The following is a 21,948-nucleotide window of genomic DNA, read 5'->3' as shown; positions in this document are numbered from 1 at the left end:
ATTGTCCTTTTTCTTATATTTCCATAATGATTGGTAAAATCATTGGACGGCGTTTCGTTTTCTCATATAGGAATGGAGCTAATGTGTCTGTAATTTCATTTTTAATTTCAGACCATTGTGTTGTTTTACGCTCCATTACTTTTTCTAAATGAGTTGTAATTAATGTTTGTGCATCATTGATTAAATCGCTGCTTTCACGCATGTAAACGAAACCGCGTGAGATGATATCAGGTCCTGCTGCAACTTTAAATTCTTTCATATCAATGCTTACAACTACAATTACAAGTCCTTCTTCAGAAAGGATACGACGATCTCGTAATACGATATTGCCGATATCCCCAATACCGTTTCCATCAATGTAGACCGAACCAGATGGGATTTTTCCAGCTACGCTAGCTTCATCAGAACGTAAAGCAAGAACATCGCCATTATCCATAATGAAGCAATTTTCTTCAGGGATACCACAATCATTTGCTATGTTCATGTGCATACGCTGCATACGATATTCACCATGAATTGGCATGAAGTACTTCGGTTTAATTAGACGTAACATTAACTTTTGTTCTTCTTGTCCACCGTGTCCACTTGTATGGATATTTGAAAGTTTCCCGTGAATTACATCAGCGCCAGCGCGGTACAACATGTTAATTGTACGACTTACGCTAATTGTATTTCCTGGAATTGGTGAAGAAGAGAAAACAACTGTATCTCCAGGAATAATTTGAATTTGGCGGTGTGTACCGTTTGCAATACGTGAAAGTGCTGCCATCGGTTCACCTTGACTACCTGTACATAAAATAACAACTTTATTAGCTGGTAAGCGGTTTAGTTGAGATGCATCTATGAATGTATCTTTCGGGCAACGAATATAACCAAGGTTTTGTCCGATTTCAATCGCTGCTTCCATACTTCGACCAAACACAGCTACTTTACGGTTGTTTTCAACAGCAGCTTCAATAACTTGTTGTAAACGGTGAATATTTGATGCAAAGGTTGCGAATATAATCCGTCCGTCTACTTTACGGAAAATGTCTTGAATGCTATCACCAACGCGACGCTCAGACATAGTAAAGTTTGGAACTTCACTGTTCGTACTATCAGATAATAGACATAGCACGCCATCTTTACCGATTTCAGCCATTTTTGTTAAATCAGCTGGTTCACCAACTGGTGTGAAATCAAATTTGAAATCACCTGTATGAACAACTTGACCTTGAGGTGTTTTCACAACAACGCCGTACGAATCTGGAATACTGTGAGTTGTACGGAAGAAGGATACAGACGTTTTTTTGAATTTAATAACGTCATCTTCTTGAATTTCGTAAAGTTTTGCTTTACGAAGTAAGCCGTGTTCTTCCAATTTGTTTTTGATGAGTGCAATTGCTAATTTTCCGCCGTAAATCGGGATGTTCACTTGACGTAATAGGTAAGGGATTCCGCCGATATGATCTTCGTGACCATGTGTAATGAATAACCCTTTAATTTTATCTTCGTTTCGCACAAAATAAGTGTAGTCTGGTATTACATAATCGATTCCGAGAAGTTCGTCCTCTGGAAATTTAATTCCAGCATCAATTATAATAATTTCATCTTGAAATTGAACAGCGTATGTATTTTTACCGATTTCACCAAGCCCACCGAGAGCAAATACAGCAACTTGGTCGTTTTTTAGAAATTTCATATCGCTATACGATTTCCGCTAATGTTAAATCAGCGTTTTCTTTTTCATATTCAAGATGAGCGCCAGTAACAGACTGAACAAACTCGATATTATATGCGAACTTATTTAATTTTGTACGAACATCCTTTTCAGACGTAGCCTCTAAATATAAAACTTTTGTATTTTCACGTACTGGAACCTCAGTTAATTTTTCTTGATAAAATACTTTAAAAATCATTTGGAAAACCTCTCCTTGTCTATGTTTTGCATTATCTGTTACTTATTATAAAGCAAACAGTCACGATTTTCATGTTTTTTCGAATGAGAATGAAGAAAAAGCCCGAAATGGGCACAATTTAAGCGATTGTCTTTTTACGGACTAGACCGTTTAAATAACGCTTGAGCTTTTTCTTCAGCTTCTTCAGCATGATTACTCCTTCCTTTCCTTATTTTAAACATGCATATTACTAGTGAGAATTCTATCTCTGATATAAGAGATAGGACAAAAGTGAATGGTGAGTCTTGTCCTTTCCCATACAGTGAAAGTTATTCTATAGTAACGATTAGTAGCCGTTAGTTATAGGTATAGTATGAGGAAGAATGGAAAAGAAAATTCATCCGAACAAGTATCCACATGTTTTACTAATATATATATGCAAAGTTTACAAATAAGGTCAGAAAGGGAACGCTTTCTTCACAGATGTTTAATATGTTATACTTTTTTTTAGAATTTGAAAAGTGATATTCAAAATAGGAATATAGAGTGCCAGAAAGGATTTTGACAAATGAATGATAAAATTGTCTTTTTTGATATTGATGGAACATTATTAGATCATGATAAAAAAATTCCACAATCTACACGAGATGCAGTAAAACAGTTACAAGAAAAAGGTGTACATGTAGCAATTGCGACAGGGCGCGCGCCATTTATGTTCGAAGATATTCGTAAGGAACTTGATATACATAATTATGTTAGTTTTAATGGACAATACGTTGTCTTTGAAGATGAGGTAATATTTAATAATCCGTTACATCCAGATGCTTTACATAAGTTTACTCAGTTTGCAAAACAAGAAGGATATCCACTTGTATATCTTGACCATCAAGATATGAGAGCATCAGTGGAATATCATGATTATGTGAAAGAAGGCTTTGGAAGCTTAAACTTTGAGCATCCAGCATATGAGCCTAATTTTTATGAGGAACGTAATATTTATCAAACACTACTTTTTTGTGAAGTAAATGAAGAGGAAAAGTTTATTAATCATTATCCAGATTTTCATTTTATTCGTTGGCATGCATATTCAATGGATATCATTCCGAATGGTGGTTCTAAGGCAAAAGGAATTGAGAAATACATTGAAAAGTTAGGTTTTAATCGTGATCAAGTGTATGCATTTGGAGATGGTTTAAATGATTTAGAAATGATTGAAGCCGTTGGCACAGGTATTGTGATGGGAAATGGCCATGAAGACTTGAAAAAACTTGCAAATCATGTGACAAAGGATGTTAGTGAAGACGGTATATATCATGGACTAAAGTGGGCTGGATTGCTATAAGTGAATATGGAACCCATTTCATAATAAAGAGGCGGAAGTTAATCTTCCGCCTCTTTATTATTATCGCTCTAGAGGTTTGGAATCATCAGGAGCGGCAAAAGGATTTTCTTTATTGATATGGTCATAGAACATAACGCCATTTAAATGGTCAATCTCGTGTTGGAATACGATTGCTGGTAAACCTTTTAAACGCAATTTTACTTCTTCGCCGTTAATAGAAGTTGCTTTTACTGTAATTCTTGTATAACGAGGAACATAACCAGGTACTTCGCGGTCTACAGATAGACAGCCTTCACCACCCTGTAAATATGTACGTTCAACAGAATGGCTAATGATTTTTGGATTGAATAATGCATGGCTATATAATGTACCATCCGCATCGGTTACATGAACTGCAATCATTTTTTTGGAAACACCGATTTGCGGAGCCGCTAATCCGATTCCAGGGCGTAAACTATATTTTTCAGCCATTTCAGGATCTTGGCTATTTATTACGAATTCAATCATTTCTTTTAAGGTAGTTGTATCTTCTTCGCTTGCCGGTAATGACACCTCTTCTGCAACGTCGCGCAAAATAGGATCTCCTTCGCGAATAACATCTTTCATTGTAAGCATATGTAATCTCTCCTTTCCTCTTTAGTCTACCAAAGGAGAGGGAAAAAGTCATCGGCAAGAAAGGGTAGGCATTTTGGAAATCGTTCTATTATAGAGTAGTTATGTATGTGATAAACAGAAAAAGACGGCAAAGCCGTCTTTTTCTTTCCATAGTTGTTTCGTTTTACATTAGCGAATGCAAGCAGCACCAACGATAATTAAAAGAATAAACAACACAACGATTAAGGCGAAGCCGCGTCCAGACCCGCCACAAGAACCGCCATAACCGTAGGAAGGATATGAACAAGTTGGATAGCAATATGAGTATCCGTACATGAGATGACCTCCTTTATCATTTCCCGCTAATACTGCGGTTACTATAATGTATGGAAGAGGGGGTGGAAATGTATAGGTATTTACCTAAAAAAGGAAGAGTAGTTTGTATATTTTTGTTACGAAGAGAGAAAAACTAAAGAGAATTAAATCGTTTACATATTATTCTAAGAGAAAAAATAAGTGAAAAAGGGAATAATATAACAGTAGGTCAATGCTTACTAATACAGATGTAAAAAATAAAAACACGTTTGTGTAGTAGAAACCTGCATATTATTTATAAAAAAACGTATTCAAAGTAATTGACATCGTAATTAGAATAGTTGTAAACTAAAAAACGTGATCAAGATTGTATTAATATGTTTCTGAAAAAACATTAGTACAGATTGTTAGGTACACAAAATTATTCTCAACCGACAGACAAACATGTTGGTTTACATCGTTGCGCTTTTTAAACTGGAAAATAGCCAGTGAAAGCGTTTCAGAATATGGTTCAAGAGAGGAAGAGGTGAACGGAATGGGTACTAAAACAAAAAAGACCCTATTTAATGTTGATGAGCAAATGAAAGCTATCGCAGCTCAATTTGAAACATTACAAATTTTAAATGAAAACGGTGAAGTTGTGAATGAAGCAGCTATGCCTGAATTATCTGATGATCAATTAAAAGAATTAATGCGTCGTATGGTGTATACACGCGTATTAGATCAACGTTCTATTTCTTTAAACCGTCAAGGACGTTTAGGTTTCTACGCACCTACAGCTGGACAAGAAGCTTCTCAATTAGCGAGTCATTTCGCACTTGAAGCAGAAGACTTCATCTTACCAGGGTACCGTGATGTACCACAATTAGTATGGCACAGATTACCATTATACCAAGCATTCTTATTCTCTCGTGGACACTTTATGGGTAACCAAATGCCTGAGAATGTAAATGCATTAGCTCCACAAATCATTATCGGTGCGCAAATCATCCAAACTGCTGGTGTTGCGTTAGGTATGAAACTACGTGGTAAAAAATCTGTTGCAATTACTTACACTGGTGACGGTGGTGCTTCACAAGGTGACTTCTACGAAGGTATGAACTTTGCAGGTGCATTCAAAGCTCCAGCAATCTTCGTTGTTCAAAACAACCGTTATGCAATTTCTACTCCAGTAGAAAAGCAATCTGCAGCTAAAACTGTAGCACAAAAAGCAGTAGCAGCAGGTATTTACGGAATTCAAGTAGACGGTATGGATCCATTAGCTGTATACGCAGCAACTGCTTTCGCTCGTGAGCGCGCAGTAAATGGCGAAGGCCCTACTTTAATCGAGACTTTAACATTCCGTTACGGTCCACATACAATGGCTGGTGATGACCCAACTCGTTACCGTACAAAAGATATCGAAAACGAATGGGAACAAAAAGACCCAATCGTACGCTTCCGTAAGTTCTTAGAAGCTAAAGGCCTATGGTCTCAAGAAGTTGAAGAGACAGTAATCGAAGAAGCAAAAGAAGATATCAAACAAGCAATTGCTAAGGCTGACCAAGCTCCAAAACAAAAAGTAACTGATTTAATGGAAATCATGTACGAAAAAATGCCTTACAACTTAGCTGAACAATATGAAATTTACAAAGAAAAGGAGTCGAAGTAAGCCATGGCTCAAATGACAATGATTCAAGCAATCACTGATGCTTTACGCGTTGAAATGAAAAATGATCCTAACGTACTTGTATTTGGTGAAGACGTTGGTGTAAACGGTGGTGTATTCCGTGCTACTGAAGGTTTACAAGCTGAATTTGGTGAAGATCGTGTAATGGATACTCCACTTGCAGAGTCTGGTATTGGTGGACTTGCAGTTGGTCTTGCACTTGAAGGATTCCGTCCAGTTCCAGAAATCCAATTCTTCGGTTTCGTTTTTGAAGTAATGGATTCAATTTCTGGTCAATTGGCTCGTATGCGTTACCGTTCTGGTGGACGTTGGACTGCTCCAGTAACAGTTCGTTCTCCATTCGGTGGTGGTGTTCATACTCCTGAACTACATGCTGATAGCTTAGAAGGATTAGTGGCTCAACAACCTGGTCTAAAAGTTGTTATTCCATCTACTCCATACGATGCTAAAGGTCTTTTAATCTCTGCGATTCGTGACAACGATCCAGTTATCTACTTAGAGCATATGAAATTGTACCGTTCATTCCGTCAAGATGTACCAGAAGGCGAATACACAATTGATTTAGGTAAAGCTGATATCAAACGTGAAGGTACAGATGTATCTGTTATCGCTTACGGTGCTATGGTTCACGCTGCATTAAAAGCTGCTGAAGAACTTGAAAAAGAAGGTATCTCTTTAGAGGTTGTTGACTTACGTACAGTTCAACCATTAGATATCGAAACAATCATCGCTTCTGTTGAAAAAACAGGTCGCGTAGTTGTAGTTCAAGAAGCTCAAAAACAAGCTGGTATTGCAGCTAACGTTGTAGCGGAAATTAACGACCGTGCAATCTTAAACTTAGAAGCTCCAGTTGTACGTGTTGCAGCTGCTGATACAGTATTCCCATTCTCTCAAGCAGAGAGCGTATGGTTACCAAACCACAAGGATATTGTTGAAGCTGTAAACAAAGTAATGAACTTCTAATTTTTAGTTTTTCATGTGCAAAAGAAATCAGCACATGCTGGTTTCTTTTGTACATATTCCATAATAATGAAATGAATCAGGGGGCTGAATTCCGTGGCATTTGAATTTAAACTACCAGATATCGGTGAAGGTATCCACGAAGGTGAAATCGTAAAATGGTTTATTAAACCAGGCGATGAAGTAAATGAAGACGATGTACTTCTTGAAGTACAAAATGATAAAGCAGTAGTAGAAATCCCTTCTCCTGTTAAAGGTAAAGTACTTGAAGTACTTGTAGAAGAAGGAACAGTTGCAATCGTAGGAGATACATTAATTAAATTTGATGCTCCTGGATACGAAAACCTTAAATTTAAAGGTGACGATCATGATGAAGCTCCAAAAGCTGAAGAAGCAGCAGTAGAAGCTCCAGCAGCGGAAGCTACTCCAGCAGCAACTGCAGAAGTAGTAAATGAGCGCGTAATCGCTATGCCATCTGTTCGTAAATACGCTCGTGAAAAAGGTGTAGACATTCATAAAGTAGCTGGTACTGGTAAGAACGGCCGTATCGTAAAAGCTGACATCGATGCATTTGCAAATGGTGGACAAACTGTAGCAGCAACTGAGGCTCCAGCAGCAGTAGAAGCTACTCCAGCAGCAGCGAAAGAAGAAGCACCAAAAGCACAACCAATTCCAGCTGGTGAATATCCAGAAACTCGTGAGAAAATGAGTGGTATCCGTAAAGCGATTGCGAAAGCAATGGTTAACTCTAAACACACAGCTCCTCACGTAACATTAATGGATGAAGTTGATGTAACTGAGCTTGTTGCTCACCGTAAGAAGTTCAAAGCAGTAGCAGCTGACAAAGGTATTAAATTAACTTACCTTCCATACGTTGTTAAAGCTTTAACATCTGCATTACGTGAATACCCAATGTTAAACACTTCTTTAGACGATGCATCTCAAGAAGTAGTTCATAAACATTACTTCAACATCGGTATCGCAGCTGATACAGACAAAGGTCTATTAGTACCAGTTGTTAAAGATACAGATCGTAAGTCTATCTTCACTATTTCTAACGAGATCAATGATCTTGCTGGTAAAGCACGTGAAGGTCGTCTAGCTCCAACTGAAATGAAAGGTGCTTCTTGCACAATTACAAACATTGGTTCTGCAGGTGGACAATGGTTCACTCCAGTTATCAATCACCCAGAAGTAGCAATCCTTGGTATCGGCCGTATCGCTGAAAAACCAGTTGTGAAAAATGGTGAGATCGTTGCAGCTCCAGTATTAGCATTATCTCTAAGCTTTGACCATCGTTTAATTGACGGCGCAACTGCTCAAAAAGCGTTAAACCAAATTAAACGTCTATTGAATGACCCACAATTATTAGTAATGGAGGCGTAATAACAATGGTAGTAGGAGATTTCCCAATTGAATTAGATACAGTCGTTGTTGGTGCAGGTCCTGGTGGATACGTTGCGGCAATTCGTGCAGCACAATTAGGTCAAAAGGTAGCAATCATTGAAAAAGCTAACCTTGGTGGCGTATGCTTAAACGTTGGATGTATTCCTTCAAAAGCGTTAATCAATGCAGGTCATCGTTATGAGAATGCAATGCATTCTGATGACATGGGTATCACTGCAGAGAACGTAAAAGTTGACTTTACAAAAGTTCAAGAATGGAAAAACGGCGTAGTTAAGAAATTAACTGGCGGTGTTGAAGGCCTTCTTAAAGGTAACAAAGTTGAAATCATTCGCGGTGAAGCTTACTTCGTAGATGCTAATACATTACGCGTTATGACTGAAGATGCAGCTCAAACTTATACGTTTAAAAATGCTGTTCTTGCAACTGGTTCTACACCAATCGAAATTCCAGGATTCAAATACTCTAAACGTGTTATCAACTCTACAGGTGCTTTAAGCTTACCTGAAATTCCTAAAAAACTTGTTGTAATCGGCGGCGGTTACATCGGTATGGAATTAGGTACTGCATATGCTAACTTCGGTACAGAAGTTACTGTAGTAGAAGCTGGCGACGAAATCTTAGCTGGTTTCGAAAAAGCTATGAGCTCTGTTGTTAAACGTGCTCTACAGAAAAAAGGTAACGTAAATATCCATACAAAAGCTATGGCTAAAGGCGTTGAAGAAACAGAAACTGGCGTAAAAGTTAGCTTTGAAGTTAAAGGTGAAATCCAAACTGTAGAAGCAGATTACGTATTAGTAACTGTAGGTCGTCGTCCAAACACTCAAGAAATCGGTCTTGAGCAAGTTGGAGTTAAAATGACTGACCGCGGCATCATCGAAATCGATGAGCAATGTCGTACAAATGTACCAAACATCTATGCAATCGGTGATATCGTTCCTGGACCACCATTAGCTCACAAAGCTTCTTACGAAGGTAAAGTAGCTGTAGAAGCAATTAGTGGCCATGCATCAGCTATCGATTACATCGGAATTCCTGCAGTATGCTTCACTGATCCAGAATTAGCATCTGTTGGTTACACTAAAAAACAAGCTGAAGAAGCTGGAATGACTGTAACTGTATCTAAGTTCCCATTCGCTGCTAACGGTCGTGCATTATCATTAAACAGCACTGACGGTTTCCTACAACTTGTAACACGTAAAGAAGATGGTCTTCTTGTAGGTGCTCAAGTTGCAGGTGCAGGTGCTTCTGATATTATCTCTGAGATTGGTTTAGCTATCGAAGCTGGAATGACAGCTGAAGATATCGCTCAAACAATCCATGCTCACCCAACATTAGGTGAAATCACAATGGAAGCAGCTGAAGTTGCTCTTGGAATGCCAATTCACATTGTAAAATAATTTAAGTAATGTAAATAGCCCCTCTCTTATTGTAAGAGAGGGGCTATTTTTATTTTCATCAAATGACTTGCAAGGTCTTTAAACGTACTTGTCGAATGAATATATAATACTTTAACAAATGATTTAGGCGTAACTTACTTCAAAGGTAATATATATCATCCTATAATATGTAATTGATTCAAACTTAACCCCATATATTAATAAAATAGAGCATGTCAAAGGAGAAGGTTCCATGAAAATATTACATGTTATATTTTATCATTTACTACTATGGAGTGGCTTTTCCACTGTATTAACATTATCGAATGGTGATAAGTTTCATTATAAAGTTATTCTTTTTTTCGTATTCCTGTATTTAGCCTATGTAATAGCGTATTTTGTATTACACGTAAGAAAGCAAGCGTTATTTCTTACATGTTCGAATTGTATACTATTTTTAATCGTATTATTTATTTTTTAAATTAACGTTTATAAAAATACATTGTTCTTCCATTAAATAATTGTAACTCTCCTTCTAATTTCTTCGCTAAAAAACGGCAAAATTCATTTGCTTTCCCTTTGTCACCATATGTTGCATTAGGTGGTAAAGAAACTTGGATGAAAAATTGTTCATTTTCTATACCAACACCAATATAAATTGAGTCATACCGGTCGTGATTAGATTGAAGTTTTAATGTTGTTGTAGATGTATCTAAAATTTCATAAGGAAAAGCGGTATTTGTATACGTGTAATTAATTTGGGCACCAGTTTTAGAAGTAACTGTTTTATAATAATGAAAAAGTTGTTTTATATCATCTATTGAAACAGATTGTTGGTTGGATTTTGGTACAAGCGTAATAAAGGCGTGTTGCATATAAGTTCCCCCTAACTTAGTAGAATACTATCATTCTACATCCTACTGAATTTTTTGACAATTAAAAGGAGTATTACATGTTTTGTTTAATATACTATTAATGAAACGTGATGTAGAAAGGTGGAAACCAATGTTTGAAAAATTGTATGATGAGCATGAAAGTGTGAAGGTACGATTTTTAGGGTTTATGACACATGATACACGTTATGATTTTGGTGTTATTTATACAAATATGTTTTTTGGAAAACCGCTCATTGTTTGTATGCAAACAGGAAGGTCTACTTTACTCGGAAGAGATGATGTAGAGAATGTTCAATATATACAGGAGATTTTTAAATTAGGATCAGAAGAGGAAGCGAAGGAGTTAGCTCAGTTTTTCAAATTTCTAGTTCCGTCAACTTCTTTACATGCGGAATATGAAGAATAATTAATGTGAAACAGTCGTACTTATAAATATGGCTGTTTTTTATTTGAATATCGCATACTAATTAAAATTTAAAATATTTAATGTGTTATACTAAAAACCTATTGACGTAAAAAGTATAACATATTAAAATAAAGACAGAAAGTTAAGCGGTTACAAAAAAGTTTTTGGGATTATAAACTTAGGGGGAAATGAAAAATGGGAACAATCGTATGTCAAGATTGTGAAGGTACAATTGCACACTTCGAAGATGAGAAAGTAACGGTACTTTACGGGAAATGTGGATCTTGCGGATGTGATCACACAGAGCATACAAAAGCCCAATAATTGATAGGAAATGGACAGCTAAAAGTTTTTAGGACCATAAACTTAGGGGGAAATGAAAAATGGGAACAATCGTATGCCAAGTATGTGAAGGAACAATCGGACATTTTGAAGATGAGAAAACGACAGTACTTTACGGAAAATGTGGAACAAATTGTGACTGTGCTAGAAAAGATAATGCGAAAGCTTAATGATAGATAAATAGATTACTATTAAAACTCAGGGGGAAATGAAAATGGGAACAATCGTATGCCAAGTATGTGAAGGAACAATTGGACATTTTGAAGATGAAAAATCAACAGTCCTATACGGGAAATGTGGATCTCATTGCGAATGTGACCATAAAGAACATACAAAAGCTTAATAATAAGAAAAAGCGCCTACATGTGTAGGCGCTTTTTTAATAAATTGTAGTTGTATGGCCAACTGTTGCAACGATTGCATCATCTCTAATTGGAATAAAGCTTATGGATGTCTGTGGTGTACTAGAAGAAGCGTATTGGCTCATTATACGGCTATCTATACGGGTAATAGTATCGGTCAAGAAAGCTGAAATAAAAGCGTAAGGGACTCGTCGTTCATTTAATGAATAAATAATTTCTTCTTTTGTTTTTACACCTACGCCATGTCCGTAAAAAAAGAAATTTCCTAAATAGATTGTGTTTTCTCCTTGCCACTCAATCGTAGCTGGATTCACTTGTGGATTTTTAAAGTAAACGAGGTCACCTGGAACAAGATCGCCACCGTTTTTTGTTATGAGTCTTAGATCTTGATCGTAGTCCCATGTATAAAGTAAAAGGTTTGCAAATAGACGATTGAAAGTTTCTTCCTCATACAATGATAATAAAGCTTTATAAAAAATAATGATCATAGCGGTTGCGCATTCAGTTCCATATAGTTTTCCGTTTTTGAAAATATCTTGTATGGCAATAGAAGGTGGTATGTTTGGAAGAAGCTCGAATCCTCCAAGGGATGTTCTTTTCCAATACTGGGGGTTGCAAAAGGATTGTTGAAATGTGCGAAACTGAAATCCACTTTGAAAAAGTTCTAGTGCAGAGATAATAATATTAACTCGTAAATTGAGATCAAAGCTGAGTTCATCAGCTGTTCGGAAGGAATAAACTTCTTGATTTCCTGCCATTATTGATAAAATTTGTTGTTTCTCTGCTGCAAATGGCTCATATTCATTTGTAATATAAGGATGTACAATAGAACGGCCTATTACAATCATAATAGTATCCCCACCTATACGTTACATTCTTTAGTATCGTATGAAGAAAAGGAAAAAAGGTGAAAAAAAAGCCTATCAACTGATAGGCTTGTACTCTTTAATAACACGTAATGTTTGTAATGTCATATCTTCAGGACCTTGTACAGGTAAACCTGCTTCTAAGTTTTTACGAATATACTCTAAGTTTTCTTGTGTAATAATTTCCCCCGGAGTAAAGATTGGAATCCCTGGCGGATAAACCATAACAAAATCAGCTATAATACGACCCGCTGCATTTTCAAATGGAATGACTTCTGTTTCCGAATAAAAAGCATCTCGAGGAGAAAGTGCTAGCACTGGAATTTCTGGAATCTCTACTTGTACTTGAACACCTTTATCTGCCCTATTTCTAAATGTTGCTGCTAAATCTTGTAATGCTGCAATAAGTGTATTTGTATCACTTTCTGTGTCTCCTAAAGTGATAAGACATAGTATGTTGTATAGATCTGAGAGTTCTACTTCAATGTTATATTGCTCTCTAAGCCATACTTCAGCTTGGTGGCCGGTAATACCTAAATCTTTTACAGATACAATTATCTTTGTAGGATCATAGTTAAAGGTAGCATCTGTACCTAACATTTCTTTTCCAGGACAGTAAAGATGCTCAATAGAATTTATAGCATCACGAACATGTTCAGCTAATTGTATTGTTTGTTCTATGAGTGCTGTTCCTTCTGTAGCAAGACGTTTTCTCGCAACATCAAGTGATGCTAACAAGATGTAAGAAGTTGATGTAGTTGTAAGCATGCTAATAATAGATTGGACATGTTTTACATTCACCAAGCCTTCTTTCACATTAAGAATAGAACTTTGAGTTAAAGAGCCTCCTAATTTGTGAACACTTGTTGCTGCCATGTCTGCACCAGCTTGCATCGCTGACATCGGCAATTCATCGTGAAAATGAATATGAACACCATGAGCCTCGTCGACTAGTACAGGGATGTCATAAGAATGTGCTAATTGTACAATCTGTTCTAAGTCTGCAGCAAATCCAAAGTACGTTGGGTTAATAACAAGTAAGCCCTTTGCATCTGAGTGCTCTTCAAGTGCTTTTTTGACAGATTGAATTGTGATTCCATGAGAAATACCGAGTTTCGGATCGATTTCAGGATGCATGAAAATCGGTTTTGCACCTGAGAAAATAATAGCTGACATTACTGATTTATGCACGTTTCGTGGTACTAGGATTTTGTCACCAGGACCGCAAACGCTCATCACCATTGTCATAATAGCGCCACTTGTACCTTGAATAGAAAAGAAAGTATGATCTGCACCGAATGCAGCGGCTGCTAAATCCTGTGCTTCTTTAATCATACCTTTTGGATGATGTAAATCATCGAGTGGCGCAATATTAATTAAATCAATTGCTAATGCATTATGCCCAATAAATTCGCGAAATGTAGGATCCATGCCTTGTCCTTTTTTATGACCAGGAATATGGAATTGAATTGGATTTCGCTTACTGTGCTCAACTAAAGCGGTAAACAATGGTGTTTCGTATTGGGACAATCTATACACCCCTTCTTCTTCATAATATTTAATTTGTTTTATATAATCCTGCTCTAAAAAAGGTAAGTCCTTTTTTTAGAATGAGGCTTGTTTTTCTGCCATTCAAAAAATCGGTTTTGAGATGGTAGCTTCACTTTATTTTCTATAAAACAAAAGCATTATATCACCAATAATTATAGATGTATAGAAAAAAATATTTTTAAGATGAGTATGTTTAATAGTTAGCCTCAACTAATGAATGGAGGAAGACAATTCCATTAAAATGAATAAATAGTGTATAATGCAGAGTGGCTATAATGAAGAATAAAACATTCTCTTTAAGATAGCATAATGAAACAAGAAGAAATGATAAATGAGGTGCGAAATGGAATATCAATATCCGTTAGATTATGATTGGTCAAATGAGGAAATGGTTATTATTGTGAAGTTTTATGAAGCAATTGAGAAAGCTTATGAAAAAGGAATTATAAGAGAAGAATTAATGGGTTTATATCGTCGTTTTAAAGAGATTGTTCCATCGAAAGCAGAAGAAAAGAAAATTGATAAAGAGTTTCAAGAAGTAAGTGGATACTCTATATATCGTGCTATTCAAAGAGCAAAGGAAGTCGAAGAACAAAAGCTTGTAAAAATGTAAAAAATATTTTGAAAAATAAAAACTGAAGTGATATAATGTGATAACAACTAAAAACGGACAATATAAATTGTCCGTTTTCTACTATCGATTACAAAGTGCATATAAAGGAAGGAGTGATTGCATCGTAGATTCAATCTTAGCAAGGAATTGTTCGTTGGTCATTGCTGAAAACTCCTCTGGTGATATATGAATACCAACTAATAATTCTGCTTTTTTTACAGTAGCTAGTCGTTCAATCATCTTTTGTAAGTCTTCGGTTTCAAGTGTTTTATGTAATTTCACACTTGGTTTAGTATGGTCAATGGACCAAACGAAGTCATTTGGAATATTTGTTTTTAAATCATTTAAATGTTCTAAGAAGGCATGAGCCGTCTCAACTTTTTGTGGACACTCATAGATTAAACCAAAGTATATGAAGGCATGAGTACCCCATAAGCCGATTTGGAAATGCGGTAGCATTTTATATCCTCGTTTATTTGTTGAAAAAGCAACCCAAGTATCGTTTGGTGGATTGACTTTGCGACGTGCGTGTTTTGCAACATGATAAAAAAAGTTCTCATCAGTGTGTTGGGATAAGTATTCTGCAAATTGTTCCCCTAAAGCTTCTAGCTTAGGATGAATGTTCGTTTTAATTGCACTCATTCGTTCTTCGAGACCATCAACTGTAAAGACATCAAAATCAGTTGACTTGAATGTTTGTATTGTCATGATTGTTCCTCCAACTCCTATTTTGCTTTTATTTTAGCATAGCTTGTACTATTCATAAAAAAAACAGCACAAAAAAATTTAAATAAAAAAATATAATTTTGTTGCATAGATGATTTATCCAACATAGTATAGTATAAAACAAAAAATCAGAAAATTGAATTAATTCTAGTCCGAGGGCAGACGAATATTGGGAGGAGGCAAATAATATGAGACAGGTGATTAATGCGTTAAAGAGAACAGATGCCGAAAAGAGAATACCGGTGCTACGTTTGGAGCTAGATTATGAATTAGCAACTTTATATGATGCGATGATGGAAGATGATAAACAGAAAAAAGAAGAGTGTGTACAAAAGTTAGAAGTGTTAAGACTTGAAATGATTCGTTTAGAAGCGTAATAATAGTATATGTATAAAAAATTAGTTGGTGCGAACCTTATAAAGGGTTCGTTTTTTCTGTGAACAGTAAAGATCGGAGTGTTTAAACATGCAAGAAGTATGGAAAGACATCGATGCACACGCCAAACGGTGGATTCGGGATGCAGGAGAGCATTTAATAGCATCCATGAAAAAAGCACTTATTATAGAAACAAAATCCAATGCAGCTGACTTAGTTACAAATATGGACCGAGAGATAGAACAGTTTTTAATTGGGAAAATTAAAGAAACATTCCCGAATCATAATATTTTAGGAGAAGAAGGTTATGGAGACGAGATAACTTCTTCTGACGGGGTTGTTTGGTTAATTGATCCAATTGACGGCACGATGAACTTTGTTCATCAAAAAAGAAATTTTGCAATTTCAATTGGGATTTATGAGAACGGTATCGGAAAGATTGGACTTATTTATGATCCAGTACATGATGAACTATATCATGCAGTCAAGGGATCCGGAGCTTTTTGTAATGATATATCAATTCCTCCATTGGAAAAAGGAACTGTAGAGCAAGGTATTGTAGCTTTAAATGCGATATGGCTTACAGATAATCCATTGCTTAATATGGAAAGTATGATGGCACTTGTTAAGAAAGCAAGGGGCACGAGATCGTATGGCTGTGCAGCGTTAGAGATGGTGTACGTTGCAACAGGAAGAATAGATGCATATGTAACGCCGAGATTATCACCATGGGATTTTGGCGGAGGACAGATAATTGTAGAAGAAGTTGGAGGGAAGGTAACGACATTCTCTGGAGCGTCACTTTCTATCATAGAGAAGAGCAGTGTGCTAGTTGCAAAACCAGGAGTGTATGAAGAAGTGTTATCTTTTATATCAGAGCCACAAAAAAAGTAAGAGGCTATGTATAAGCTTCTTACTTTTTAGCGTTATTGTGATTTGCGCATTTTTCTTTTTGTTACAAAACCGTATCCAACTGCAACAAATGTACCGATAATGCAAATAATAATACCGATTGGACTATTTTCAGCAATCATAATGCCGATACCGATTAAGAAAATAACACCGATAATTGCGGTTAATAAAAAGCGATATTGAATGTGTTCCATTTCTTCACCCTCCAATCTCATTTTACTTTCACAAAAGTAAGAATACAACTATATTTTCATTCTTGCTTTTATTTTAATTGCTATTGTATCCCCTTCGCTCTTATAATAGAGAAGGATTAAAAAGACATTAGGAGTTGGACATGTTGAAAAAACGACAAGATTTACGTAATATAGCAATTATTGCCCACGTTGACCATGGTAAAACAACACTTGTTGACCAGTTATTACGTCAAGCGGGGACATTCCGTGCGAATGAACATATTGAAGAACGCGCAATGGATTCAAATGATCTAGAAAGAGAACGCGGTATTACAATTTTAGCGAAGAATACAGCGATTCACTATGAAGATAAAAGAATTAACATTTTAGATACACCAGGTCACGCTGACTTCGGTGGAGAAGTAGAACGTATCATGAAAATGGTTGATGGTGTTCTACTTGTTGTTGATGCATATGAAGGTTGTATGCCACAAACACGATTTGTTTTAAAGAAAGCTCTTGAGCAAAACTTAACTCCAATCGTTGTTGTAAACAAAATTGACCGTGACTTCGCTCGTCCTGATGAAGTAGTTGATGAAGTAGTTGACTTATTCATCGAACTTGGTGCAAACGAAGATCAATTAGAGTTCCCAGTTGTATTTGCATCAGCAATGAACGGAACAGCAAGCTTGGATTCAAATCCGGCAAATCAAGAAGAGAATATGAAATCATTATTCGATACAATTATCGAACATATTCCAGCACCAGTTGATAACAGCGAAGAGCCACTTCAATTCCAAGTAGCACTTCTTGATTACAACGACTACGTTGGACGTATTGGAGTTGGACGCGTATTCCGCGGTACAATGAAGGTTGGACAACAAGTTGCTTTAATGAAAGTTGACGGAAGTGTAAAACAATTCCGCGTAACGAAATTATTCGGTTACATTGGATTAAAACGTCAAGAAATTGAAGAAGCAAAAGCTGGAGATTTAGTAGCTGTTTCAGGTATGGAAGACATCAACGTAGGTGAAACGGTATGTCCGGTTGAGCATGAAGAGGCTTTACCATTATTACGTATTGATGAGCCAACGCTACAAATGACATTCCTTGTAAATAACAGCCCATTTGCAGGTCGTGAAGGTAAATTTATTACATCTCGTAAAATTGAAGAGCGTCTTCGTTCACAATTAGAAACAGATGTAAGTTTACGTGTAGATAATACAGATTCTCCTGATGCATGGATCGTATCTGGACGCGGGGAATTGCATTTATCTATCTTAATTGAAAACATGCGTCGTGAAGGTTATGAACTACAAGTATCTAAGCCTGAAGTAATTATTAAAGATATCGATGGCGTAAGATGTGAACCTGTAGAGCGCGTACAAATCGATGTTCCTGAAGAATACACTGGTTCTATTATGGAATCAATGGGTGCACGTAAAGGTGAAATGTTAGATATGGTGAATAACGGAAACGGTCAAGTTCGCCTTACTTTCATGGTTCCGGCACGTGGTTTAATTGGTTACACAACAGAATTCCTAACATTAACTCGTGGTTACGGTATTTTAAACCATACATTCGATTGCTACCAACCAGTACATGCTGGACAAGTGGGTGGACGTCGCCAAGGTGTTCTAGTTTCACTTGAAACAGGAAAAGCATCACAATACGGTATTATGCAAGTTGAAGATCGTGGTGTAATCTTCGTTGAACCAGGTACAGAAGTATATGCTGGTATGATCGTAGGAGAACATACTCGTGAGAACGACTTAACAGTTAACGTTGTGAAAATGAAACAACAAACTAACATTCGTTCTGCAACGAAAGATCAAACTTCAACAATGAAAAAACCACGCTTAATGACTCTAGAAGAGTCATTAGAGTACTTAAACGATGACGAGTTCTGTGAAGTAACTCCAGAATCAATTCGTTTACGTAAAAAGATTCTTGATAAGAGCGAACGTGAAAGAGCTGCTAAGAAAAAGAAATCTGTAGAAGCATAAAAAAACAGCTACCTTTAAGGTAGCTGTTTTTTTTATGTTTATTTTTTTAGAATATTTACTCTTTTTAGTGGACAGTATTTTTTTCGCAGGTTACTCTTGTATTAAGTACATAAAGAAATTTTGTTTTTTATGAGAAGGGGGGATAAATAGTGTTAGAAAGAATGTCTTTTTTTGCGAAATTATGTAAAGTTGATGAAAATCCAGAGTTAGGAATGTGGTTACTTTATGGGACGATTATTATATTAAGTGCTCTCGTCTATAATTTAGGATTTGCTAGAAAGTTGTCTGTACTAAAAAATATAGTAATATACATATCATTAGCAATTGGATGTACAGTATTAACCTTTTTTGCTGTATTTTTACCTGTTGGAGAAGGGCTTGTTGTAGCGGCAATTGTACTTGGAATTTATAGATTGCGTTTGCGTCAAGCGAAACAACAAAAAGCAGGGTGAGGGGGCGAAGTTTTATGCGTTCAGTACAAGATGCACTATATAATTGGTTAACAATTAAAACAGTTGCGGAAGCACGTCCGGATGATAGTGCTGCAAAAGAAACGTATTTGTTATTTCAAAATATGATATATGAAGAACATAAATTAAAAGATGTGGAAGTTAAAAAGAACGAGGAAATGTATTTAATTACATATGAAATGAATGGGGAAAGGAAATCTGCAAGGTTTCCGCTAGAAGCCATTGATTGTTTCTTGGATCAGATGAACCGCGAGCCAGAAAAATATAAATAAGTCCTTATCTATATGAGTAAGGACTTATTTACATTTTACCAATCGTCTTCGACTTTTTTATCACGATATAATCGGAAATTACCACTTGCATGACGTTCCATTGTACGCTCTGCAATTCGTTCCGAACATTCCATGCACATATATGTATGAATAGGGCGATTACGCAGTTTTTTTGCCGTAGGATTTTCATCATCTAACATATCTTTTTTATCACAAATCATACATTTGACTCTCATTTCGTCACCTCAATACGAATTCTATCAGTATAATTATATCATGGAAGTATAATGTTTTTGAATAATAGTGGGAAAAAATAATATTTTCGCAATTCGAAAAATAAGTTATGATAAGGATATACCAAGTATGTTTGGAGGTGAAAATATGGCGAATGTAGTAGAGCCTACTTTAACAGAGGGTTTAGTACAAACGTTGCGTAAAGAGTGTATTGTGATGATAGCAACGACAGATTTCGAAAAACAAGTTCCTAACGTAAGTGCTATTTCTTGGGTGTATGCAGTGAGCAAAACTAGTATTCGATTTGCAGTAGATCAACGTTCACGTATTGTGGAAAATATAAGGCATAATACAGGTGTAGTATTGACTATAATGGCGAATGAATCCGTATTTTCCATAAGTGGTGCAGGTGAAATTTTGACAGATAGAATGGAAGGTATTTCTTTGAAATTAACTGTAATAGAAGTTAATGTGCAAGAAGTACGTGATGTTATGTTTTATGGAGCGAAACTTGCAATTGAACCAACATATGAAAAAACATACGATCTTCGGGCGGCCAAAAAGCTGGATAACGAAGTGCTAGTAGGAATAAGAGAATTATAAATGTGCTAAATAAGAAATTCGTTTATTCACTTTTGTAATCGGTTATTGTGATTTAACGTTAATAATTATAATAAAAAGTAATATATTGAATAGAAATGAATAAAGAATAAATAAAAGGTTTAATGACTATGATTTTCGATTCTACCTCGTTTACACGGTACATATAATTATAACAATGGTTCGTCCATATTTTATGGATGAAACCCTTGTTCTACAAATTTAAAAGTGGAGTCAGGGGGTAACAGGTTGGATAAAATTTATGTGTTAGATACGAATGTACTTTTGCAGGATCCTTTATCTATTTTTTCATTTGAAACCAATGAAGTAGTGATTCCAGCAGTTGTATTAGAAGAGGTTGATTCGAAAAAACGTTATATGGATGAAGTAGGACGAAATGCTCGTTATGTATCTAAGTTAATAGATAAATTTCGTGAAATAGGAAAGCTGCATGAAAGTATCCCGCTAGAAAATGGCGGAACATTTCGTATTGAATTAAACCATCGTTCATTTGTGCAACTACAAGATATTTTTGTAGAAAAAACAAATGATAATCGAATTTTAGCTGTAGCAAAAAATCTATCTTTAGAAGAACAGGAAAAAGAGGACGGGAAGTCTGTTATTTTAGTAAGTAAAGATGTACTCGTAAGGGTAAAAGCTGATGCAATTGGTTTGAAGGCTGAAGATTATTTAAGTGATCGCGTAATTGAAGTAGAAAATATATATTCTGGCTTTTTAGAAGGATATATATCAAAAGAACAATTGGATTATTTTTATGAGAAAGGTGAATTGCCTCTATCTGAAATTGCGAATCACCCTTTTTACCCAAATCAATTTGTAGTAATGAAAGATGCATTAGGGGGCTCTAGTTCTGCGCTTGGCATTGTGGATCACTTAGGTAAGAAGGTAAAGAAACTTATTTTTCACAATGAACAAGTGTGGGGGATACGACCACGAAACGTGCAGCAAATTATGGGGTTAGAATTGTTGCTTCGTGAAGATATTCCGCTTGTAACATTAACGGGGAAAGCCGGCACAGGAAAAACGTTACTTGCGTTAGCTTCGGGACTTATGCAAACAGAAGACTTAGGGTTATATAAAAAATTACTCGTTGCAAGACCAATTGTCCCAGTCGGAAAAGATATCGGTTATTTACCAGGAGAAAAAGAAGAAAAGTTAAGACCATGGATGCAACCAATTTTTGATAACCTAGAGTATTTATTTAATACGAAAAAGCCAGGAGAGTTAGATGCTATTTTAGCTGGAATGGGTTCGATTGAAGTAGAAGCCCTTACTTATATACGCGGGAGAAGTATTCCAGATCAGTTCATTATCATTGACGAAGCACAAAATTTAACAAAGCATGAAGTGAAAACGATACTAACTAGGGTAGGGGAAAAGAGTAAGATTGTATTGATGGGAGATCCTCAGCAAATTGATCACCCATATTTAGATGAATATAATAATGGCTTAACGTATGTTGTAGAGAAGTTTAAAGAACAGCGCATTAGTGGTCATGTGAAGTTTGTTAAAGGGGAGCGATCTAATTTAGCTCAACTAGCAGCAGATTTATTGTAAAAAGGAGTGAGCTTAAGCTCACTCCT

28 protein-coding genes are annotated in these 21,948 nt (G+C 36.1%); 18 read left to right on the top strand and 10 right to left on the bottom strand.

The features are described 5' to 3' along the window. Positions 1-13: 13 nt before the first annotated feature. Positions 14-1,681, bottom strand: a complete 1,668-nt coding sequence (gene rnjA / locus ATL10_RS19210; RefSeq protein WP_000670375.1) for a ribonuclease J1 — start codon at positions 1,679-1,681, stop codon at positions 14-16. A 4-nt stretch (positions 1,682-1,685) separates the two neighbouring features. Continuing rightward, positions 1,686-1,898 (bottom strand): DNA-dependent RNA polymerase subunit epsilon, encoded by a 213-nt coding sequence (locus ATL10_RS19205; RefSeq protein ID WP_000576435.1) that lies wholly within the window; start codon positions 1,896-1,898, stop codon positions 1,686-1,688. Positions 1,899-2,445: 547 nt separating this feature from the next. Here ATL10_RS19205 and ATL10_RS19195 point away from each other — a divergent pair. Further along, entirely contained in the window at positions 2,446-3,219 is a 774-nt protein-coding gene (locus ATL10_RS19195) for a Cof-type HAD-IIB family hydrolase (RefSeq protein ID WP_000998269.1), read from the top strand. Between the two features lie 60 nt (positions 3,220-3,279). On the opposite strand, the gene def is transcribed toward ATL10_RS19195, so the two are convergent. Together def and ATL10_RS19185 are read right to left on the bottom strand one after the other, a co-directional pair. Next, the gene (gene def, locus ATL10_RS19190) at positions 3,280-3,834 is read right to left on the bottom strand and encodes a peptide deformylase (RefSeq protein WP_000957039.1); all 555 of its coding nucleotides are present in this window, start codon (positions 3,832-3,834) and stop codon (positions 3,280-3,282) included. 168 nt (positions 3,835-4,002) lie between these two features. Beyond that, positions 4,003-4,149, bottom strand: coding sequence for a YjcZ family sporulation protein (locus ATL10_RS19185; RefSeq protein WP_000274562.1), 147 nt, complete (start codon positions 4,147-4,149; stop codon positions 4,003-4,005). 514 nt (positions 4,150-4,663) lie between these two features. Here ATL10_RS19185 and pdhA point away from each other — a divergent pair. From pdhA to ATL10_RS19160, 5 genes are all read left to right on the top strand, one after another. Continuing rightward, positions 4,664-5,779 (top strand): pyruvate dehydrogenase E1 component subunit alpha, encoded by a 1,116-nt coding sequence (gene pdhA / locus ATL10_RS19180; protein ID WP_110497334.1) that lies wholly within the window; start codon positions 4,664-4,666, stop codon positions 5,777-5,779. A 3-nt stretch (positions 5,780-5,782) separates the two neighbouring features. Continuing rightward, positions 5,783-6,760, top strand: coding sequence for a pyruvate dehydrogenase complex E1 component subunit beta (gene pdhB / locus ATL10_RS19175; RefSeq protein ID WP_000068163.1), 978 nt, complete (start codon positions 5,783-5,785; stop codon positions 6,758-6,760). A gap of 93 nt (positions 6,761-6,853) precedes the next feature. Continuing rightward, positions 6,854-8,143, top strand: a complete 1,290-nt coding sequence (gene pdhC, locus ATL10_RS19170; protein WP_000863420.1) for a pyruvate dehydrogenase complex dihydrolipoyllysine-residue acetyltransferase — start codon at positions 6,854-6,856, stop codon at positions 8,141-8,143. 5 nt (positions 8,144-8,148) lie between these two features. After that, on the top strand, positions 8,149-9,561 hold the full coding sequence (gene lpdA, locus ATL10_RS19165) for a dihydrolipoyl dehydrogenase (RefSeq protein ID WP_000260104.1): 1,413 nt from the start codon (positions 8,149-8,151) through the stop codon (positions 9,559-9,561). Positions 9,562-9,793: 232 nt separating this feature from the next. Beyond that, positions 9,794-10,021 carry a hypothetical protein gene (locus ATL10_RS19160; protein ID WP_000697470.1) on the top strand — a complete coding sequence of 76 codons (228 nt, stop codon included), beginning with the start codon at positions 9,794-9,796 and terminating at the stop codon, positions 10,019-10,021. A 1-nt stretch (position 10,022) separates the two neighbouring features. Here ATL10_RS19160 and ATL10_RS19155 read toward each other — a convergent pair whose 3' ends face one another. Then, positions 10,023-10,415, bottom strand: coding sequence for a DUF1885 family protein (locus tag ATL10_RS19155; protein ID WP_001163297.1), 393 nt, complete (start codon positions 10,413-10,415; stop codon positions 10,023-10,025). A gap of 130 nt (positions 10,416-10,545) precedes the next feature. On the opposite strand from ATL10_RS19155, the gene ATL10_RS19150 reads away from it, so the two are divergent. From ATL10_RS19150 to ATL10_RS19135, 4 genes are all read left to right on the top strand, one after another. After that, the gene (locus ATL10_RS19150) at positions 10,546-10,842 is read left to right on the top strand and encodes a DUF3055 domain-containing protein (protein WP_000462038.1); all 297 of its coding nucleotides are present in this window, start codon (positions 10,546-10,548) and stop codon (positions 10,840-10,842) included. A 195-nt stretch (positions 10,843-11,037) separates the two neighbouring features. Beyond that, positions 11,038-11,166, top strand: a complete 129-nt coding sequence (locus ATL10_RS19145) for a GapA-binding peptide SR1P (RefSeq protein WP_000536778.1) — start codon at positions 11,038-11,040, stop codon at positions 11,164-11,166. 59 nt (positions 11,167-11,225) lie between these two features. Beyond that, positions 11,226-11,354, top strand: a complete 129-nt coding sequence (locus ATL10_RS19140) for a GapA-binding peptide SR1P (RefSeq protein WP_000536803.1) — start codon at positions 11,226-11,228, stop codon at positions 11,352-11,354. A 44-nt stretch (positions 11,355-11,398) separates the two neighbouring features. Next, the gene (locus ATL10_RS19135) at positions 11,399-11,527 is read left to right on the top strand and encodes a GapA-binding peptide SR1P (RefSeq protein WP_000536796.1); all 129 of its coding nucleotides are present in this window, start codon (positions 11,399-11,401) and stop codon (positions 11,525-11,527) included. A 36-nt stretch (positions 11,528-11,563) separates the two neighbouring features. On the opposite strand, the gene ATL10_RS19130 is transcribed toward ATL10_RS19135, so the two are convergent. Further along, entirely contained in the window at positions 11,564-12,394 is an 831-nt protein-coding gene (locus ATL10_RS19130) for a protein-glutamine gamma-glutamyltransferase (RefSeq protein ID WP_000635337.1), read from the bottom strand. A gap of 75 nt (positions 12,395-12,469) precedes the next feature. Next, the gene (speA, locus tag ATL10_RS19125) at positions 12,470-13,942 is read right to left on the bottom strand and encodes an arginine decarboxylase (protein ID WP_000084899.1); all 1,473 of its coding nucleotides are present in this window, start codon (positions 13,940-13,942) and stop codon (positions 12,470-12,472) included. A 364-nt stretch (positions 13,943-14,306) separates the two neighbouring features. Here speA and ATL10_RS19120 point away from each other — a divergent pair, with 364 nt between their 5' ends. Further along, complete coding sequence (locus tag ATL10_RS19120) at positions 14,307-14,576, top strand: UPF0223 family protein (RefSeq protein WP_000456546.1); 270 nt, start codon at positions 14,307-14,309, stop codon at positions 14,574-14,576. A gap of 81 nt (positions 14,577-14,657) precedes the next feature. Here ATL10_RS19120 and ATL10_RS19115 read toward each other — a convergent pair whose 3' ends face one another. Continuing rightward, on the bottom strand, positions 14,658-15,284 hold the full coding sequence (locus tag ATL10_RS19115; RefSeq protein WP_000155318.1) for a YktB family protein: 627 nt from the start codon (positions 15,282-15,284) through the stop codon (positions 14,658-14,660). A 206-nt stretch (positions 15,285-15,490) separates the two neighbouring features. Between ATL10_RS19115 and ATL10_RS19110 the strand changes: the two genes are divergently transcribed. Beyond that, positions 15,491-15,679: a hypothetical protein gene (locus tag ATL10_RS19110; protein ID WP_001250164.1), complete on the top strand. Its 189-nt coding sequence runs from the start codon at positions 15,491-15,493 to the stop codon at positions 15,677-15,679. Between the two features lie 88 nt (positions 15,680-15,767). Further along, entirely contained in the window at positions 15,768-16,571 is an 804-nt protein-coding gene (locus tag ATL10_RS19105) for an inositol monophosphatase family protein (protein ID WP_001158700.1), read from the top strand. Between the two features lie 32 nt (positions 16,572-16,603). On the opposite strand, the gene ATL10_RS19100 is transcribed toward ATL10_RS19105, so the two are convergent. Further along, entirely contained in the window at positions 16,604-16,783 is a 180-nt protein-coding gene (locus ATL10_RS19100; RefSeq protein ID WP_000400123.1) for a DUF5325 family protein, read from the bottom strand. A gap of 140 nt (positions 16,784-16,923) precedes the next feature. On the opposite strand from ATL10_RS19100, the gene typA reads away from it, so the two are divergent. From typA to ATL10_RS19085, 3 genes are all read left to right on the top strand, one after another. After that, positions 16,924-18,768, top strand: a complete 1,845-nt coding sequence (gene typA, locus ATL10_RS19095) for a translational GTPase TypA (protein WP_000914752.1) — start codon at positions 16,924-16,926, stop codon at positions 18,766-18,768. Positions 18,769-18,917: 149 nt separating this feature from the next. Then, complete coding sequence (locus ATL10_RS19090; RefSeq protein WP_000893662.1) at positions 18,918-19,220, top strand: YlaH-like family protein; 303 nt, start codon at positions 18,918-18,920, stop codon at positions 19,218-19,220. A 14-nt stretch (positions 19,221-19,234) separates the two neighbouring features. Further along, complete coding sequence (locus tag ATL10_RS19085; RefSeq protein WP_001258136.1) at positions 19,235-19,510, top strand: hypothetical protein; 276 nt, start codon at positions 19,235-19,237, stop codon at positions 19,508-19,510. A gap of 35 nt (positions 19,511-19,545) precedes the next feature. Here ATL10_RS19085 and ATL10_RS19080 read toward each other — a convergent pair whose 3' ends face one another. Continuing rightward, positions 19,546-19,746, bottom strand: a complete 201-nt coding sequence (locus tag ATL10_RS19080) for a YlaI family protein (protein WP_002093346.1) — start codon at positions 19,744-19,746, stop codon at positions 19,546-19,548. A gap of 145 nt (positions 19,747-19,891) precedes the next feature. On the opposite strand from ATL10_RS19080, the gene ATL10_RS19075 reads away from it, so the two are divergent. Together ATL10_RS19075 and ATL10_RS19070 are read left to right on the top strand one after the other, a co-directional pair. After that, entirely contained in the window at positions 19,892-20,347 is a 456-nt protein-coding gene (locus ATL10_RS19075; RefSeq protein WP_000024600.1) for a pyridoxamine 5'-phosphate oxidase family protein, read from the top strand. A gap of 246 nt (positions 20,348-20,593) precedes the next feature. Continuing rightward, positions 20,594-21,922, top strand: a complete 1,329-nt coding sequence (locus tag ATL10_RS19070) for a PhoH family protein (protein WP_000358083.1) — start codon at positions 20,594-20,596, stop codon at positions 21,920-21,922. The last annotated feature ends 26 nt before the right edge of the window (positions 21,923-21,948 follow it).

Source organism: Bacillus sp. 196mf, assembly GCF_003217275.1.
Lineage (GTDB): Bacteria > Bacillota > Bacilli > Bacillales > Bacillaceae_G > Bacillus_A > Bacillus_A thuringiensis_S.
This window is presented reverse-complemented; position numbering and strand designations above follow the sequence as displayed.